Source organism: Parabacteroides sp. HGS0025 (assembly GCF_000969845.1).
In the GTDB taxonomy this organism is placed as follows: domain Bacteria; phylum Bacteroidota; class Bacteroidia; order Bacteroidales; family Tannerellaceae; genus Parabacteroides; species Parabacteroides gordonii.
In genome coordinates this window covers 793877-812610 of record NZ_KQ033903.1, presented here as the reverse complement: position 1 = coordinate 812610, position 18734 = coordinate 793877, and the positions used below count along the sequence as shown (strand labels likewise).

The window sequence follows — 18734 nt, the reverse complement described above, 5'->3', positions numbered from 1 at the left end:
TGATGGCTTTATGGCTATTCCTTCCGACAATGGCAGAGGCACAGGCCATTCCGGTGAAAGATCGGTTCAGCGCCGGCGAGACGGTACAGTATGAGTTGTACTTCAAATGGGGGCTTCTGATGCCTCGTGCGGGACAAGCTTCTTTGTCTGTGCAGGATGCCCGGTATGAAAGCAAGCCAGCTTACCATTACCGCCTGTTGTTCCGTACGTCGGGCATGTTTGAGAAGATATTTGCGATGCGCGATACCATCGACTGTTATTTCTCTCCCGAGATGTTACTGCTCCGCAGTGAGAAACGGGTGAATGAGAATGATTATTACCTGATAGACGATTTGAAATTCTCGTATACCGACGGACACACCTCCGCACATTCCCATCGCTACACGCCGAGCCGGACGAAGATCGACACCCTGCTTGTCTCCGAACAATATATGTTCGATATGCTGGGTGCCACCATGTATCTCCGTTCGCTGGATTGGGAAAAGATGAAGCAGGGTGATGAGTTCCCGTTTCATGTGGCGATCGGGCGCGACCGGATCAATATAAGTTTCCGGTATACCGGCCAGCAGATCGTGGAACGTAGCGAGACGTTGAAATACCGTACCCGTCATTTCTTTATCGATATTTATGACGATGCCTTTACCCAAAGTAAGGCGGCAGCCGAGATCTGGATCGGTGACGATGCAAACCATATCCCCGTGAAGATACGGGCTAAGCTGAAGATCGGTGCGGCCGAAGTCTATTATAAATCATCCAAAGGATTACGTTATCCGCTTACTTCACGCGTAGAGATTCCCAGGCGCTAGCGGCAGGGAGATCGTGAATGATGTTTCGCTGTAAGGACGGGAGCTGACCTGCAATTCGCCGCCGTGCATGCGTATGATCTGCCGCGAGAGGCTGAGGCCGATGCCTGTACCTGTGTCTTTGGTGGTGAAGAAAGGGACGAAGATGTCTTCCAGTATATCGTGGGGAATGCCGGGGCCGTTGTCTTTCACCTCTATATAAGTAGTTGTCCGGACTTGTATTACTGTCAGTGATATCTTGCCGTTGTCCTGGCCTTCGAGAGCTTGCATGGCATTCTTCAACAGGTTGATCAGCACTTGCGAGAGCAGTTCTTCGTCTGCGTTTATTTCTATCTCTTCCCGGAAAAGATCTACCCGGAATTGTATATGCTGCCGGTGCAGGTCTGATTGAAACAGTATTTCGATATTCCTTATCAGGCGCGACAGGGAGAAAGGCTTGGGCTTGGGCGGTTGCAGCCGGGCCAGCTGACGGTAAGAGTCGGTGAAGTTCATCAGGCTTTGTCCCTGGCTCTTGATGGTGTCGAGTCCGCGGATGGTTTTGCGGATGGTCGTATCGGTGATCTCGTCGTTGCTCCGGGCATTTCCTTTGGTCTGGAAATAGGAGAGAAGCGTGCCGGAGAGGGAGACGATGGGAGCGATCGAGTTCATGATCTCGTGGGTCAGCACGTGCATCAGTTTGTCGTACGACTCATATTCTTTCCGGTAGAGCTCGCGGTCGAATTCCCTTTGTTTACTTTCCGTCATTAATTTGTGGATACGGTTGAAGGCGGCATGGAGGCGGCGTTGTTCGTCGGTGCCGGTGTTCTCCTGGAAATAAAGCATCGACTCATTGTCTTCGATCGCATCCAGGAAAAGCTGTATCCGCCGGTTGGAGGTGTTGAGATAGTAAACGAGCACTCCCGCCAGCCATAAGGCGATAAGTAGTGCTACCGACCCCAGAATAATCGCTTTGCCGCTTATGATACCGATAACGCCTGTCCCGGCCACCACGATGACGAGGGCGACGTGCAGGATAATGCGTATGTAGATGCGTAGGCTGAACATGCGCTTCACAGGTTGAACCGTTTCAGTTTGTTATACAGGGTTTGCCGGCTTACTCCCAGTTGTTCGGCGGCAGCAGTCAGGTTCCCGTCATTCTGTGTGATGGCGGCTTCGATAGCCTGGCGTTCCACATCGCTGAGGTTGGGTACTTCGGTGAAGGAGACAGCCTTTCCAGGGCGGATGAACAGGTCGCCGGCACGGATCATATTCTTCTCAGCCAGGATAACGGCCTTTTCGATGGTGTGCTGCAACTCACGGATATTTCCCGGCCAGTCGTATGCTTCGAGTTTGGCGGCAGCCTGCGGATGCAGGGTCAGCCCGGTTCGTTTGTAGAGCGCGATATATTTCTTCAGGAAATAGTCGATGAATAGCGGAATATCTTCCCGTCGGCTCCGGAGCGGCGGTATTTCTATTTGTATCGTGTTGATGCGGTAGAACAGGTCTTCGCGGAAAGAAGACCGGGCGACCATTTCCGGCAGGTTCCGGTTGGTGGCGGCAATGAGGCGTATGTCGACAGGTATTTTCCGGTTGCTTCCCAGGCGTGTGATCTCACGGTTCTGGAGGACTGCCAGCAGTTTGGCTTGCAGGCCGACTGGCAGGTTGCCTATCTCGTCCAGGAACAGGGTGCTGCCGCTGGCGGCTTCGAATTTACCGGGACGGCTTTCGCGGGCATCGGTAAAGGCTCCTTTCTCATGCCCGAACAGCTCGCTTTCAAACAACGACTCACTGACGGCACCCATATCCACGTTGATCATTTCCCGTCGGCTGCGCAGGGAGAGGCGGTGTATTTCTCGAGCCAGCATTTCTTTGCCTGTCCCGTTCTCGCCTGTGATCAGAACATTCGCATCTGTTTTAGCCACTTTGGTGACCACTTTGATCAGCTTCATCATAACGGGTGAGTGCCCGATGATCATGGCCGGTTCGGCTGGTCGGGGGGCGGTGTTCTTTCCGATACCCTGTTTGTTGGGTTCTTCCCAGGCGGCTTGCAGTGCGGTATGTATCTTGTCGAGCAATACGTCGTTATCCCACGGTTTGAGTACGAAGTCTGCTGCTCCGCTTTTCAGGGCTTTCACAGCCAACTCCACATCCCCGTAAGCGGTTAGCATGATAACAGGCAGACCGGGAACGATTTCCTGTATGCGGCGGAGCCAGAATAAGCCCTCGTTGCCGGTGTTGACGCCGGCAGAGAAGTTCATGTCGAGGATAACGAGATCGACGGGCATAGTGTCGAGTACTGAAAGTATCCTGTTCGGGTTGGAGGCTGTCTCCACCCGTTCGAATTCGTCTTCCAGCAATAACTCGAGCGATGTCAGTACGCTCTTGTTATCATCTACTATAAGAACTGTTCCTGCTTGCATACGATCTGTTTTTTCGTAAAGGTATTCGCTTCCGGAATACTTTGCAAGCAAGCGTCAAAATATTTGACACTTATTTATTCAGATCTTCCAGTAGCTTTACTCCTGCACGAAACTTGACGGATGTGCGTGGGGCGATTATGACCGGCTCGCCTGTTTTAGGATTTCTGGCCGGACGGCTGGTTTGTTTCCACGGGTGAAGGCTTCCGAAACCTATCATCGTTACCGGTTCACCTTGCTGTAAGGCTTTTGTAGATGCACTGAGTATGGATTGAAGCACTGCTCTGACATCTTTTTTCTTTAATCCGGTGTCTTCCGTCACGTATTGGATCAACTCGTTCTTGTTCATGATTTTAAACCTTATTTTATAATATATGCTTTACTACTGATTCTCATTCTGTTTTTACGGTAGAAGCAGGGTGCTATTCTGCACTGTAAAGAACCTAAAAATTGAATGAATCACGCCGGTTGCATTTCCTTTGCAATTTGAAAATATATGCCCCTGCGTATCTCTGGGGCTTTTGGGCTTATGAACAATCAATTTAAAAGAGTTCGTTCAGAACTTTGTCAATTATGGCGGTAAAGGTAATAAATATTGGCAATTAAAAACAATGCAACATCGGAGATATCAAAGAATAAGCTAAAATAACACTTCAAAAAAGCATTATTTAGTACTCTGAAAGGGTACCGTGTCGGTATACCCTCCCGAAACTATTCCTTAGAAAACAGATCCGATAAAGGGCGAATTATCAGATAACCAAATACATCGAAATCGGTGATAGCTTAATATTCAATAAGACTACTAGAGTTCTGAACGAACTCTGTCAATTTTTTTCACTTTGCTTATTCGTTTTATCCGCATCAGTTGAACATACTACTGAAGATATCTTCGTCCGTATTGTCGAGGAAAGTGACCCAATGTTGGTGTGTCTTCTGGTCGAAATAATGCAGTACCCCGTTATTACAAAGGATATAGAGGGTATTGCCGATTCTTAATGTCCCATAAATAGTGGTTAGCGGCATGACGAGGACAGGATCTCCATCCGGCATAAATACCAGGCAACCGTTCAAAAAAGCAAATTTCCACTCATCACAGATGGGGCAGAGGAAGGCAGCGATCTCGCAGGGGCATTGCTTGGGGATGCGGTCGGTGATGTGGCGGAGTTGTACTAGTGTTTTCTTTTTCATATCCTATTGACTTCGAGTTTTATCTTTCTGGATTTCGCCCATTTTGAATCTCTTCTTTCGGGAAGCTAGTCATTTCGACGACTTTTTCAATGCTAATATGTTCAGGCATACTAATAAGGTTATTAATAAAACATATACGGTTGTCCTTAAAATATGCGGATGTTAGATGGCGTTATGCAGTAGAGTAGTCCTTTCATAAAAAAAAGAAAGGGCGGCGGACTGAACTTTTATCTAAATGAAGGTTCGGCTAAGACCCAACAACGAATAAAAGTCAGCCGCACGCCCCCCTTTATCTGTATACAATAATATATCCCTACTACACAGTAGCATAGATAACACGTATATTTGGTAAAGGGTTGCGGGGGCTTTCTTTGTGCATTCGTTATTTAGAAAATTTAGCCGATTTTCATTTAGCCGCACAAATATCACACGCAACAGAAGTCTTCAATTCAAAAGCCTTCTTCGAATGCAAATATACATATTAATACTATTTTAACCTATAATAATCCGTCTGTTATTTCAATTTATTATTGTTAATGCCCTTACTTCGTTGTTTCCCTCTTTGAAGTCGCAATTTGCGACCTCAAACAACAGAGCCGCAACTTGCCACATGTCTTTTTTAATGCATTACAAAAAAATGAAAGGTAAAAGCAATAAGCTGAAAGATATTGACTGGAAGGTTTGGCGGGGTTGAATGTTTCAATTCTTGGCAGATTTGAATGTTTCACGTATTGCCAGTTTTGAATGTAGTGTCGTTGGTAAGGGCGGTTCGCGAACCGCCCTTACGATGTCGTTGTCTTGAAGGCTGTAAGCCTGATCACAAAATCAGCCCGGGGTTTTTAACCCTGGGTTCCTGATAGTCTATCCTCTTTTCTTAAGTCCTGTAAGGACGAAACAAGATATATCGACTTTCTTGTTACAAAAAAGGTTCACTTACTGCCCGATTTGAGCTATCAGTGTTGCAATCTTTGCTTCGGAGCAACTATTCATGCAAAATCAGGCAATAAACCTTTCACCCTTCACCTTGCACATAATAACTTATTGATTATATTTTGTTTAACAACATATATACAGGGTGAATGGTTGGATAAAAAGGTGAATGGTTGGATCCAACCATTCACCTTCCTATATATAAGTATTTATCCGGCAACTTAAAAAGTATCTTTCCCCTTATTATCCATTACCATTAAACCTATTGCAAACTAACTCTTTAGTTATTACTTATAAATCCGGACACCGCCATCGTTAAGCTTTGCGACCTTAGTTGTTAAGCTTTGCGACGATGCTCAGCAAGCTTATCGACGTTAGTCGTTAAGTAAATAAGCTATAATATTGACCTTAATCAGTTCAGACCTTTTATTTACTGAGCAATAGTATAAGCTGTAAAAATAAGTAATCCGGATAAGACGAGGGTGAAAGGTTCGTATAAACCATTCACCTTTTTGAGTGACCATTCACCTGGGAAATAAGCGTCTTATACATTGATTTGCATGCCGTCGCACTCTGCCAGGTGAACAGTGAACGGTTTTAATGCTTTTTTATCATGTAAAAAGGAAATGATATGAGTGTTTCACCTATTGCCAGATATGAGTCATCTTTGTTTACCTTTTTCTGGTTTCGACCGCAATGCGCACCGTCAAAATAGTTGACAATCGGGCGTCAAATATTTTGACACTTGACGGAGGCGTTGGAATGGCATGCCTTGATTATTGGGATGTCATTTTTGTGGCACGTGTTTTGCCTATTCATTTACAAGATGAATACACAAATAACAACAAAATATGGATTGCGGCTTGCCATCCTGCTACTTGCAGGCTGTATGCCGGGAATACATGCTCAGACTACTTCCTGGTCGGTCGACTCCTGTATGCAGTATGCCATAGAAAGGAATGTGAGCCTGAAAAACAGCCGGCTCGACACCCGTATCGCCGGTGAAGACTTTGCTGCTGCCATCGGCGATTTTCTGCCTTCGGTCAGTACATCCGGCGCTCTAGGGAAACGTTTGGGGCGTTCGGTCGATCCCAAGACGAATATGTACACTTCCTCTTCTTTCTTGGAAAGTACGATGGGACTGGATATTTCGTTGCCTGTGTTCGATGGCTTCACCCGTGTGAACCGTGCACAGTTTACCCGCTTGAACAAACAGATCGGCGGATTGACGGAGAAGGTGGAAGAAAACCGGATCGCCTTTGAAGTGATGGACGCCTATTATCTGCTTCTTTTTGATAAGAAAATGTATGAGCTGGCTTCCGAGCAACGGAAACTGAGCGAACGGTATCATGAGCAGATGCTCGAATTTGTTGACCTCGGATTGCGTGCACCATCCGACTTGCAGGAGGTAAAAGCCCGTTTACAGTCTGATATCTACCAGGAAACGGTGAAGGAGAACAGTTGCCGCCTTTCCCTGCTGGCTCTTAAAGAACTGTTGCAGATGAGGGGGACAGATACGTTGGTGATCGGTGGTGAGGATATAACCGGCCGGGAAATCCCCCTTCTACAAGATCTTTCGGCAGAAGATGTCTATTTGCAGTCGGAAGAGGCGTTGCCCCAGTTCCGTATCATGGAGCTACGCGAAAAGGCTTCACGCAAGTCGCTGGCTATTGCTTCGGGGGCTTTCTCTCCCTCTATCCGTGCGGAGTTCAGCCTTTATTCCGGTTATTACGATACGGAGCGGGACGAACAGGGGAATATAACCTCTTTTAGCAACCAGATGAAGAATAATCTGAATAAATATATTGGCGTCAGGGTTTCTATCCCGATCTTTAGCGGGCTTTCGCGTATTACTTCAGTACGGAAAGAACGTTTCCGTCTTCGGAAGATCAGGAATGACAACGACCAGCAGCGTATCTCTTTATATAAGGAGATAGAAGAGGCCTGCCTGTCGTTGCAGGCCGCCGCGCAGGAACATTGGCAGGCTGAGTTACAACTTCGCACGGCAACAACTACGCTGAAAGAGAATGAACAGCGGTGGGAGGAAGGCATGATCTCCGTATTCGAGCTGATGGAAAAGCGGAATTTATATATCCTGGCAAAAGCCGAACTGATGCGCACGCAATTACAATATGACCTGAAAGAACGTATGGTGCGCTTCTATCAGTCAGGATCATTTTTAGGAATAAAATAAACACGATAATATACTATGAACAACAACATGGATACCCGGATCGAACGGAAATCCCGTTTGAAGAAGAAACATATTTATGCGATAGCGGGCGGTGGCTTCCTGATCGTCTGCATCCTCTATTTTATCTTTCGCGACACGACTTCTTCCATGAAGGTGGATAAGGAGCGGCTGACTATTTCGGCCGTCACCCAGGGAGAGTTTAACGACTATATCCGCGTGATCGGGCAGGTCATTCCCGACCGTATCATCTATCTGGATGCCATCGAAGGAGGGCGTGTGGAAGAACGTCTGATTGAGGAAGGGGCACAGGTGAAAGCCGGTGACGTGATCCTGCGTCTGAGCAACCCGCTCCTGAATATCGGTATCCTGCAAAGCGAAGCCGACCTGGCGTATCAGGAAAACGAACTCCGCAATACCCGCCTGAGCATGGAACAGGAACATCTTCGTCTGAAACAGGATCGGATCGGCCTCAGCAAAGAACTGGTTCAGAAGGAACGCCGCTACCGGCAATACGAACGCCTTTATAACAAACAACTGTTGGCCCGCGAAGATTATCTGCAGGCGAAAGAAGACTACGATGCCGCCCGCGACCAACTGGATGTGGTAGACCAACGCATCAAACAGGACGACCTCTTCCGCAGCAGCCAGTTGGAGAGCCTGGACGAGAACATCCGCAATATGAAACGAAGCCTCGCCCTTGTCCGCGAACGTCTGGAGAACCTGAAGGTGAAAGCGCCCGTAAGCGGCCAGCTGGGTAACCTGGAAGCCCAGATCGGCCAGTCTATCGCGCAAGGGGAACGTATCGGCCAGGTCATTACTCCGGAACTGAAGGTGGAAGCCAAGATAGACGAACATTATGTGGAGCGCGTCATGCCCGGCCTGCCTGCCAGCTTTGAGCGCGAAGGCAAACTGTTCAATATGGAAGTGACCAAAGTTTATCCCGAAGTGCGCGAAGGACAGTTCCGTACCGACCTTCATTTCACTTCCGATCGTCCGGAGAATATCCGTGCCGGGCAAACCTATCACCTTAACCTGCAACTGGGTGATCCGGTACAGGCCATCCTGGTTCCCCGTGGTAGCTTCTATCAGGCAAGCGGAGGCCTGTATATGTATGTCGTGGATGAAGATGAAACGACCGCTCGCCGCCGCCCGGTGAAGATAGGCCGTCAGAACCCGCAGTATTATGAAGTGACCGAAGGTCTGAAGCCGGGCGAGAAAGTGATCATTTCCGGGTATGAACTGTTTGGTGAGAACGAGCGTTTAATAATCAGATAATAACCCAATAATATGGATTACTTGTCGCAAGTCATAAAAAGCCAGCGGGCGCGGAAGTCGCTTTCGGTGATCAATATATTCGGCCTGTCCGTCTGTATCTCTGCCGCCCTGCTGATCCTGCTCTATGTCCGTTTCGAACTGAGCTATGATACTTTCCACGACGGCGATCGCGTCTACCGGGTGGAAAGCCGCCTCTATGAAGGGGAAACGCTGACCGATAACTGGGCAACCACCTCTTTCGGGCATGCCCCGGCCATGAGCCGTGAAATTCCCGGCATCGAGAAGTATGTCCGGCTGACGGCACAGGATCGTGAACAGGTGGTTACATACCAGGATAAACAGTTTGCCGAAGAGCGGTATTGTTATGCCGAACCTTCATTCTTCGAATTGTTCAATTTCCCGATCCTGAAAGGGGAGAAGGAAGGTCAGTTGGTTCGACCTAACACTGTGGTGTTGACAGCGAGTGCCGCCCACCGTTATTTCGGCGGGGCGGAGCCGTTGGGAAAGATACTGACTTTCCGCACCGCCACGGCAGAACAGCATTTTGAAGTGACCGGTGTGATTGCCGATATGCCGGTCAACTCGCACCTGCATTATGATTTCCTGCTTTCGTACGCCACCATTCCAAAGGAGCGGCAGGATATCTGGTACATCCATGGCGTTTATACCTATGTCCGCCTGGAACCGGGAAAAGACCCAGCAGAGATCGCAAAGGCTTTCCGTGCTATCTCCGACAAATATAAGACAGCGGCACTGAAGCATAAGAACTGGCGGGTCGAACTGATCCCGTTGAAAGAGATCCATCTAACCCCGCAGAAATCGTACGAAAAAGAGACGAAGGGGAGCCGTACAGCAGTCTATATCCTTTCTGTGATGGCGATCGCCCTGCTTCTGATCGGTTGGGTGAATGCCCTGAACCTGATGGTCGCCCGTTTCCTGGAACGCGGGAAAGAGTTCGGTGTGCGGAAGGCATTCGGCGCTTCCCGCCGGCAGATGCTTTTCCAGGGATTAATAGAGGCCGGCATCGTCAACCTGCTGGCAGCCCTGATCGCTCTGGGATGGCTGGAAGTGTTGCTCCCTTTCGTCTATACCTGGGCCGGGCAGAGTTTCGGAGCGGATTCATTGCTGCAACCCGGCTTCTGGGGGCTGGTGCTGGCTGTGATCGTGGCGGGGACGCTGTTTACCGGATTATATCCCTCTTATCTGCTGACCGGTATTCGTCCTTCAGCCATTATGCGCGGGCAATTGCTGCATAGCCGGAAAGGGAATACGATACGGAAAGCGCTGATTGTCGTGCAGTTCGTCGCTTCGTTTATCCTGATAACAGGAACGTTCGTTGTCGTCGGTCAGGTGCGGTATATGCAGAATGAGACGGCATCCGCTTCGTTCAAACAGATACTGGTGCTGAAATATCCCTCTTTCACCAGCGATATGTCTGTGAAGATGGAGAGCTTTAAGAAGCAGTTATTGCAGAAATCCTATATGCGGCAAGTGACAGTATCCGGTGCCGTCCCGGGCGTGGAGGTCGCCAACTATTTCACCAACCGACTTTATGGAAGCGACCAGACGGAGAGCAAACTGATCCAGATGTTTGCCGTCGATTATGATTATCTGCCGACGTATTCGCCCGAAATGGTGTGCGGCAGAGGTTTCTCCGAAGCATACGGGGATGAGTTGAATAAAGTCGTCCTGAATGAAGAAGCCGTCAGCCTGCTCGGTTTCCCTTCCGCCGAAGCCGCTTTAGGCAAGCAGTTGTCGATGGAAGTCGTGGAAGAACCTCTCCAGATAATCGGTGTGGCAAAGAATTATCATCAGCAGTCGCTGGCTGTCCCTTATAAACCGATCATCTTCTTTATCAAAGAACGCGTGCCGTTTATCGGGACACCTTATATATCCCTCCGCATGGACGGAACGATCGATGCTGCCCGCCTGGCGGAGATAGAACAGACCTACCGCAATTTCTTCCCGACTTCGCTGTTCTCTTACTTCTTCCTCGATGATTTTAATGATAACCAATATAAGGTGGACAGGAACTTCGGTTGGATGTTTGCCTGTTCCGCCCTGCTGGCCGTCTTCGTTGCCTGTCTGGGGCTGTGGGTGGTGACGCTCTTCTCTACCTTGGCACGGGTGAGAGAAATTGGCATCCGGAAGGTGCTCGGTGCAGGGAAAGCAAATCTTTTTGTAGTTTTGACGCGTGAATTATTACTCCTTACGGTGCTGGCTTCCGTGATCGGTATCCCTGTTTCCGCGTTTCTGATGAACAACTGGCTGGAAGGCTATGCTTTCCATATTTCGCAGCCCTGGTGGGTGTATGCCGTCGCTTTCGCCTTGCTGATGTTGATCGCCTTCCTTACGGTGGTTCGTCAGGTATGGCGTATCATCCGCCTGAAACCGATGCATATATTAAGGAGTGAATAATTTATAAAACAGAACATGATATGATTAAAACAGAGAACCTGTCTATGATCTTCACCACCGAAGATGTACAGACCAAAGCATTGAATGAAGTAAGCCTTGAGATAAAGAAAGGCGAATTTGTTGCCATTATGGGGCCTTCGGGTTGCGGTAAATCTACCCTGCTGAATATCCTCGGGACACTCGACTCGCCTACTTCCGGCAAATATTATTTTGACGATAAGGAGATCGATAAGATGAGCGAAAGCCAGCTCACCGCTTTCCGTAAAGGGAATATCGGCTTTGTCTTCCAGAATTTCAACCTGATAGACGAACTGACCGTCTACGAGAATGTGGAGTTGCCGCTTGTCTATCTGAACGGCAAGAAGAGCGAACGCAAAAAGAAGGTGATGGAAGTGCTGGAACGGATGAACATCGCCCATCGTGCCGGTCATTTCCCGCAGCAGTTGTCGGGTGGACAGCAGCAACGTGTAGCCATAGCTCGTGCCGTGGTGACCGACTGTCCGCTGATCCTGGCCGATGAGCCGACCGGTAACCTGGATTCCACCAACGGCGTCGAAGTGATGGAGCTGTTGCGCGAACTGAACAACCAGGGAACAACGATCGTGATCGTGACGCACTCGCAGCGGGATGCCACCTACGCCCATCGCGTGATCCATCTGCTCGACGGACGGGTCGTATCTAAGTAACAAGCAATAAAACTAGTATCATGATTATATCAAACTATTGGAATAGCGCACTCCGCAGCCTGACGAAGAAGAAAGGCTTCAGCGCAATCAACATACTCGGCCTGGCAATCGGTATGGCCGCCGCCATGCTGATCCTGACCTATGTGGCCTTCGAGTACAGCTACGACGACATGCATAGCCGCGCCGACCGTATCTTCCGCGTGGAAGCCCGCTTCTATGAGAACGGGGAATTGACCGACAACTGGGCCAGCAGCTCCGCCGGATATGCCACAGCCATGAAACGCAACCTGGCCGGCATAGAGGATTACACCCGTGTAGGCAGCCAGTATTATCCGGAGCAGATCGTTAAATACAACGAACTCCTGTATCGCGAAACAAACATCGGCTACGGCGAAAAGAACTACTTTAACTTCTTCGACTTCGATCTGTTGAAAGGAGATAAGAACACCTGTCTGGCCGGCCCGAACAAAGTGGTCATTACCGAACGCATCGCCCGTAAATATTTCAAGGGAGCCGACCCGATCGGAAAGATCCTGATCTTCCGTAGTAATATCGGTGAAGAAGCCTGTGAAGTGACCGGTGTGATGAAGGATATGCCTATCAATTCGCATGTGCGTTACAGCATGATGATCTCGTATGAAACTCTTCCGAAATGGATGGATGAATATTGGTACCGCCACGAAGTCTATTCGTACGTCCTGCTGAAATCGTCCGCCCTGAAGAAACAGGTGGAAGATGCCTTCCCGGCGATGGCGGAGAAGTATAAGACGGAAGAAGCCCTGAAGAATAAGACCTGGGCTATCGAATTGACCAACCTGCGCGATATCCACCTGACTCCTCAGAAAGCTTACGAGCCGGAGACAAAAGGCAACAGCTCCTCCATGCTGGTGCTGATCTGTACGGCGTTGGCTATCCTTTGTATCGCCTGGATCAACTATATCAATATGACGGTGGCCCGTTCGATGGAGCGGGCTAAGGAGATCGGCATACGCCGCGCTTCGGGAGCCGGACGGCGGCAGATCGTGGCACAGTTCCTGTTTGAGTCGTTGGTGACGAACGGGATCGCTTTTGTACTCGCCATCGGATTGATGGAAGCGCTGATGCCTGCATTCAACAACCTGACCGGACGCGACCTGGGTTTCTCTGTCTGGGTTACGACCTCGCTGGGATGGATGCTGCTATTGATCTTTGCCCTGGGTGTGTTCCTGTCCGGCTTCTATCCGGCAACGATCCTGTCCGGTATCAAGCCGATCCGGATGCTGAAAGGGAAGTTTACGCATACGAAGAATGCGACGATCACCCGCAAGGTGCTGGTGGTGTTGCAGTATACGGCGTCGCTGGCTTTGCTGTGCGGGACGTTGATCGTATATGCTCAATTGCAATATATGCGGAACGCTTCGCTGGGTGTCCGTACGGATCAGACGTTGGTGCTGAAATTCCCGGCTCATTGCGAGGAGCTGTCTACGAAGCTGGCCGCGATGAAGAGAGAGTTGAAGTCTTTGCCTTCCGTGAAGAATGTAACTGTCTCCGGTGCTGTTCCCGGGACGGAGGTTGCCGACTTCCTTTCGATCGTCCGCCTGAGCGATGCCACCAAGCAGACCCGTCTGCTGGAAATGCTTAGCTGCGACGTGTATTACCTGGATGCGTACGACCTGGAGTTTGTTGCCGGCCGTGGTTTTGCCGAGGATTTCGGTGGCGACGTTTACAATATCGTCCTGAATGAAGCGGCTGTCCGTATACTCGGTTTTGCTTCTGCCGACGCCGCGCTGGGGGAACGTCTTTCGGTGGAGACGGTCGATCAGCCTATGCAGATCATCGGGGTGGTGAAGGATTATCACCAGCAATCCCTGAACAAAGATTATACGCCTATCTTGTTTGCCTTACATGATAAATTGAGTTGGATGAAACAGCGTTATATCTCCGTTGTGATGGAAAACGGTAATCCCCGCGAACTGGTACAACAGTCGGAAGCGGTCTGGAACCGTTATTTCCCCGACTCTAGCTACGATTACTTCTTCCTCGACCAATTCTTCGACCAGCAGTACCGCCAGGACGAAGTATTCGGGTTGATCGTTGCTCTCTTTGCCATACTGGCGATCTTTATTTCCTGCATGGGGCTTTGGGTGCTGGTGATGTTCTCCTGCTCGACCCGTGTACGTGAAATGGGTATCCGTAAAGTATTGGGGGCGTCGAAGCCACAATTGTTCTATGAATTAGGCCGCGAGTTTTTTATCCTGATCGGCATTGCGATAGTCATTGCCCTTCCGCTGTCGTGGTGGGTGATGGACGGCTGGTTGAGTCATTACTCTTTCCGCACCGACTGGAAAGCCTGGTTCTTCCTCGTTCCGGTGATTTTGTTGTGTGTGATCTCCCTGCTTACCATAGGCTGGCAGACTGCTAAAACAATCCTTAGCAAACCTGCCCGGTCGTTGCGGTATGAATAGTAACCAAATAAAAAGTCCCGGTTGTATGCCGGGACTTTTTGTATCTGTTTTGTCTACTCTATCGGTGCAAACGGCAACTCCGTATCCTTCCGGTAGCCTGAGCCGCTGAATGTGGCGATCAGTTCACTCGCTTCGTTTGTAATATTCACTTCGCAGTTGGCAAGCCTTTTATGGCTGAATACCTCGCGTGCTTCGGCATAAAGAAACCCTTTGCTTTCGGCTTTGAAGAAGTTGATATTGGAAGTGATGGATAACGTAAGTCGTGCATGGCTGTTTGTGGCAGCTGCAAAGGCCAGGTCGGCCAGTGTAAAGATAGCACCACCCTGACAGACACCGCCGCCGTTCAGATGCATCGGTTTGATCTCCATACGGGCTTTAGCATAGCCGTTGCCCGTCTCTAACAATTCTACTCCGGCAAACAGGGCAAACTTGTCGCCCTGAAGAAATTCGTTGATTGTCATAACCTTATTTGCTTAACTTCCATTCAGCCCCGTCCTTGGTATCCTTTATCTCGAAGCCCATAGCGGTCAGTTCGTTACGGATCTTGTCGGAAGTGGCCCAGTCTTTGTTGGCTTTCGCCTGCTGGCGGATGGTGAGCAACAAGTCTACCGCCTTACCGAATGTCTCGTAGCTATCGCCTCCGGCGGAAGCCGCTTCGTCTTTCATGCCTAAAACATCGAACAGGAATGTATGGAACACTTCCTGCAGTTCCTTCAGGTCTTCGGCGGAGATTGTCTCTTTACCATCTTTTACAGAGTTGATGGCGCGGGCAGCATCAAACAGATGGGAGATAACGATCGGAGAGTTCAGGTCGTCGTTCAATGCATCGTAGCATTTCTTGCGAAGGTCTTTCACATCCACTGTCGAAGCGTCCGAAGCGGTCAGCTTTTGCAGATGGTTGTAAGCATCCATCAGACGGCTCAATCCCTTTTCGGCAGCTTGCAACGCTTCGTTGCTGAAGTCTACCGTGCTGCGATAATGAGCCTGCAGGATAAAGAAACGGATCGTCATGGGCGAATAAGCCTGGCTTAACGTTTTATTGTTCCCTGTAAAGAACTCATCCAGCGTGATGAAGTTACCCAACGATTTACCCATCTTCTGACCGTTGATGGTGATCATGTTATTGTGCATCCAGTAGTGAACCATATCGTCCCCCTGTGAAGCGACAGCCTGCGCGATCTCGCATTCGTGATGCGGGAAGATCAGGTCCATGCCGCCCCCGTGGATGTCGAAATGTTGTCCGAGGTATTTCTTACCCATCGCAGTACATTCGCAATGCCATCCCGGGAAACCGTCGCTCCACGGTGAAGGCCAGCGCATGATATGCTCCGGTTGTGCACATTTCCAAAGGGCGAAGTCGATCGGGTTACGCTTTTCATCCTGACCGTCCAATGCACGGGTCGTGTTCAGCATATCCTCGATGTTACGGCCGGAAAGGACACCGTAGTTATGGTCTTTGTTGTACTTCTCCACGTCGAAGTAAACGGAACCTTCGCTTTCATAAGCATATCCGTTGTCGAGTATCTTCTTCACCAGTTCGATCTGCTCGATGATATGGCCGGATGCATGCGGTTCGATGCTGGGGGGAAGCACATTGAGGGCTTCCATCGCCTTATGGTAGCGGTTCACGTAGAACTGCACCACTTCCATCGGCTCCAACTGTTCCAGGCGGGCCTTTTTAGCCACTTTGTCTTCGCCGTCGTCGGCATCATGTTCCAGGTGGCCGACATCGGTTATGTTGCGTACATAGCGTACTTTATATCCTATATGGGTAAGATAACGGAACAAGAGGTCGAATGTAATCGCCGGACGGGCATGTCCCAGATGCGCATCGCCGTAAACCGTCGGTCCACAGACATACATGCCTACGTGGGGTTCATGCAACGGAATAAACTGTTCCTTCTTTCTTGTGAGCGTGTTGTAAATACTTAACGGATGTTCCATATCTTTTTATCATTTAAACCGCAAAGATAATGTCTTTGTCTATTTTGAGCAATCTTCGCAGCAACCTTTTAATACGTAGTTGATACTTTCCAGGGTGAAATTGCGTGGCAGCTGCACGGTCGGGACGGGAATATTCCGCAGGCAGAAGGTCTTGTGACACTTCAGGCAATAAAAGTGTGCATGCAGTTCCTCTATCGAACAACTGCAATCCTCGCCGCAGACCGAATATTTCAGTGAGCCCGACCCGTCGTCGATGCAATGGATCAGATGATGGTCGAGAAAGAGGTTGATCGTCCGTGATACAGTCGATTTATCCACCGTATCGAGATAGTTTTCCAGATCGAGCAGACTGAAAGCCCGTTCAAACTCCATCATCGCTTTGAGTACAAGCAAGCGGATGGCAGTCGGTTTGATCTTCCTTTTGTTGAGTATATCTAAATAAGCATCCATATCAATCCGGTTTATTAGTCTTTAATATTCTTACAGCGTTGAGGATCGCCAGCAGGGCGACACCCACATCGGCAAAAACGGCTTCCCACATGGTGGCGATACCTCCGGCTCCCAGGATCAGGACGATCAGCTTGACTCCGAATGCCAGCGAAATGTTCTGCCACACGATGTTGCGTGTGAACCTTCCGATACGGATCGCCGTAGCCACCTTGCTCGGCTGGTCGGTCTGTATCACGACATCCGCCGTTTCGATGGCCGCATCGCTGCCGAGTCCTCCCATAGCAATACCGATATCGCTGAGAGCCAGGACGGGAGCATCGTTGATACCGTCGCCCACAAAGGCGATCCGGTTCTCCGGATTACGTTTCAGTTCTTCCAGATGAGCCACCTTTCCTTCCGGCAGCAGGTCGCCATAAGCCCGGGATATTCCCAAACGGGTAGCTAATTTAGAAACAATTATCTGTTTATCTCCCGATAATATCTCCAGGTTATTAATATTTAATTCTTTTAATTGTTTGATGGCTTTCACCGCATCCTCTTTGGGCGTATCGGCGAGCAGGATATGGCCGGCATATTGCCGGTCGATCGCACAGACAACCACGGTATCTGAATTTTGTTTCATCCTAGTGAAACAGTTGTTTCTCCTAGGTGAAACACTTGTTTCATTAGGATGAAACAAAACTCCTTCCGAGTCCAGCAGACGGGAGTTACCTACCAATATCTCTTTCCCGTCGACTACTGCTTTTAGTCCATAACCTGCCAGTTCGGTTGTATCGATGGTTGTGTCGATTTCCACCTGTTGTTCCCGGGCGTATGCCACGATCGCCTTGGCAATAGGATGATTGCTCCGGCTTTCGACAGAAGCGATGATATGGAGCAGTTCTTTTTCCGGTATATGATTCGCAGCAGACAGGCTTTGTACCTCAAAGATCCCTTTAGTCAGCGTCCCCGTCTTATCGAATACCACCGTGTTTATTTTGGTGATGGCATCCAGGTAATTTCCTCCTTTAAACAGGATACCTTGTCGTGAAGCCGCCCCGATCCCTCCAAAATATCCCAGCGGAATACTGATCACCAGGGCACAAGGGCAGGAGATTACGAGAAATACCAGTGCCCGGTACAGCCAGTCGTTGAAGACAAACAGGAAATCCGGCTGTATCAACGAATAGATGAAAGGGATAAGCACGATCAGGAAAGCAAGCCCGGTTACGATCGGTGTATAAATACGCGCAAACTTGCGGATAAACAATTCTGCCGGCGCTTTCCGCTCCGATGCGTTCTGCACCAGTTCGAGGATACGGGCCAGCGCACTCTGGTTGTAGGGCTTTGTCACTTCTATCCGGATCACTTTGTCTGTGACGATCATTCCCGCCAGTACTTCCTCTTCCCGGTGGATATTACGCGGCGTACTTTCACCGGTGAGGGCGGCAGTATTGAAGGCTGCGACCTCGCTGAGTAATTTCCCGTCGAGTGGAACCCTTTCTCCGGCCTTTACCTCGATAATCTCTCCGGGAAGAACATCCATGGGAGCGAATGTGACCGCTTCGTTATCACGGATCACCGTTGCCGTTTCCGGCCTTACATCGAGCAGGGCACTGATGTTCTTACGAGCTTTAGCCACCGCATTCTCCTGAAAGATCTCTCCGATGGAATAGAATAGCATAACGGCAACCCCTTCCGGATATTCCCCGATGTAAAAGGCGCCGAGCGTAGCGATACACATCAGGGTAAACTCGCTGAAAACATCTTTCTCCCGGATACTTTCTATCGCTTCCCTGATCACCGGAAGCCCGACCGGCAGATAAGCCAGCAGATACCAGGCGAACCGTACAATCTCTTTACTGAATAGCTCTGCATCGGTATGCTGCATATAGAGCCCGGTCAACAACATGGCGAAAGAAACGGCCGGAAGTATATAAGGTGGAAAACGATGTTGTTCTTCGGAATGCCCCTGGCAATTGCAACTGCAAGAATGTCCCATATCTTTATCTGTTTTATTCGTTTAC

The 18734-nt window shown here is 49.5% G+C and carries 14 protein-coding genes; 6 read left to right on the top strand and 8 right to left on the bottom strand.

The annotated features are described in order from the left end of the window. The first annotated feature begins 2 nt into the window (after positions 1-2). The gene (locus tag HMPREF1212_RS20330; protein WP_369800855.1) at positions 3-806 is read left to right on the top strand and encodes a DUF3108 domain-containing protein; all 804 of its coding nucleotides are present in this window, start codon (positions 3-5) and stop codon (positions 804-806) included. On the opposite strand, the gene HMPREF1212_RS20325 is transcribed toward HMPREF1212_RS20330, so the two are convergent. From HMPREF1212_RS20325 to HMPREF1212_RS20310, 4 genes are all read right to left on the bottom strand, one after another. Further along, positions 780-1847, bottom strand: a complete 1068-nt coding sequence (locus tag HMPREF1212_RS20325) for a sensor histidine kinase (protein WP_046150860.1) — start codon at positions 1845-1847, stop codon at positions 780-782. The two genes, HMPREF1212_RS20330 and HMPREF1212_RS20325, sit on opposite strands and share 27 nt — an antisense overlap. Positions 1848-1852: 5 nt before the next feature. Beyond that, positions 1853-3202, bottom strand: coding sequence for a sigma-54-dependent transcriptional regulator (locus tag HMPREF1212_RS20320; RefSeq protein WP_046151261.1), 1350 nt, complete (start codon positions 3200-3202; stop codon positions 1853-1855). 70 nt (positions 3203-3272) lie between these two features. Further along, on the bottom strand, positions 3273-3548 hold the full coding sequence (locus HMPREF1212_RS20315; protein WP_046150859.1) for an HU family DNA-binding protein: 276 nt from the start codon (positions 3546-3548) through the stop codon (positions 3273-3275). Between the two features lie 512 nt (positions 3549-4060). Beyond that, positions 4061-4387 (bottom strand): hypothetical protein, encoded by a 327-nt coding sequence (locus HMPREF1212_RS20310; protein WP_046150858.1) that lies wholly within the window; start codon positions 4385-4387, stop codon positions 4061-4063. A gap of 1756 nt (positions 4388-6143) precedes the next feature. Between HMPREF1212_RS20310 and HMPREF1212_RS20305 the strand changes: the two genes are divergently transcribed. Genes HMPREF1212_RS20305 through HMPREF1212_RS20285 form a run of 5 tightly spaced genes read left to right on the top strand, consistent with a single transcriptional unit; the run spans position 6144 to position 14334 of the window. Continuing rightward, complete coding sequence (locus HMPREF1212_RS20305; RefSeq protein WP_044191460.1) at positions 6144-7511, top strand: TolC family protein; 1368 nt, start codon at positions 6144-6146, stop codon at positions 7509-7511. A 27-nt stretch (positions 7512-7538) separates the two neighbouring features. After that, entirely contained in the window at positions 7539-8786 is a 1248-nt protein-coding gene (locus HMPREF1212_RS20300) for an efflux RND transporter periplasmic adaptor subunit (protein WP_028726548.1), read from the top strand. Positions 8787-8798: 12 nt separating this feature from the next. Continuing rightward, positions 8799-11204: an ABC transporter permease gene (locus HMPREF1212_RS20295; RefSeq protein ID WP_046150857.1), complete on the top strand. Its 2406-nt coding sequence runs from the start codon at positions 8799-8801 to the stop codon at positions 11202-11204. A 20-nt stretch (positions 11205-11224) separates the two neighbouring features. After that, positions 11225-11890, top strand: coding sequence for an ABC transporter ATP-binding protein (locus HMPREF1212_RS20290; RefSeq protein ID WP_028726546.1), 666 nt, complete (start codon positions 11225-11227; stop codon positions 11888-11890). A 20-nt stretch (positions 11891-11910) separates the two neighbouring features. Continuing rightward, positions 11911-14334, top strand: a complete 2424-nt coding sequence (locus HMPREF1212_RS20285; RefSeq protein WP_046150856.1) for an ABC transporter permease — start codon at positions 11911-11913, stop codon at positions 14332-14334. A gap of 53 nt (positions 14335-14387) precedes the next feature. Here the strand turns inward: HMPREF1212_RS20285 and HMPREF1212_RS20280 are convergent, their stop codons facing one another. Genes HMPREF1212_RS20280 through HMPREF1212_RS20265 form a run of 4 tightly spaced genes read right to left on the bottom strand, consistent with a single transcriptional unit; the run spans position 14388 to position 18709 of the window. Then, a complete protein-coding gene (locus tag HMPREF1212_RS20280) occupies positions 14388-14795 on the bottom strand; it encodes a PaaI family thioesterase (protein ID WP_046150855.1) in 408 nt (135 codons plus the stop codon). A 4-nt stretch (positions 14796-14799) separates the two neighbouring features. After that, complete coding sequence (cysS, locus tag HMPREF1212_RS20275; RefSeq protein WP_046150854.1) at positions 14800-16278, bottom strand: cysteine--tRNA ligase; 1479 nt, start codon at positions 16276-16278, stop codon at positions 14800-14802. 39 nt (positions 16279-16317) lie between these two features. Further along, positions 16318-16734 carry a Fur family transcriptional regulator gene (locus HMPREF1212_RS20270; RefSeq protein WP_028726541.1) on the bottom strand — a complete coding sequence of 139 codons (417 nt, stop codon included), beginning with the start codon at positions 16732-16734 and terminating at the stop codon, positions 16318-16320. After that, positions 16730-18709 (bottom strand): heavy metal translocating P-type ATPase, encoded by a 1980-nt coding sequence (locus tag HMPREF1212_RS20265; protein ID WP_046150853.1) that lies wholly within the window; start codon positions 18707-18709, stop codon positions 16730-16732. Before HMPREF1212_RS20265 ends, HMPREF1212_RS20270 begins: the two co-directional genes overlap by 5 nt. Between the last annotated feature and the right edge of the window lie 25 nt (positions 18710-18734).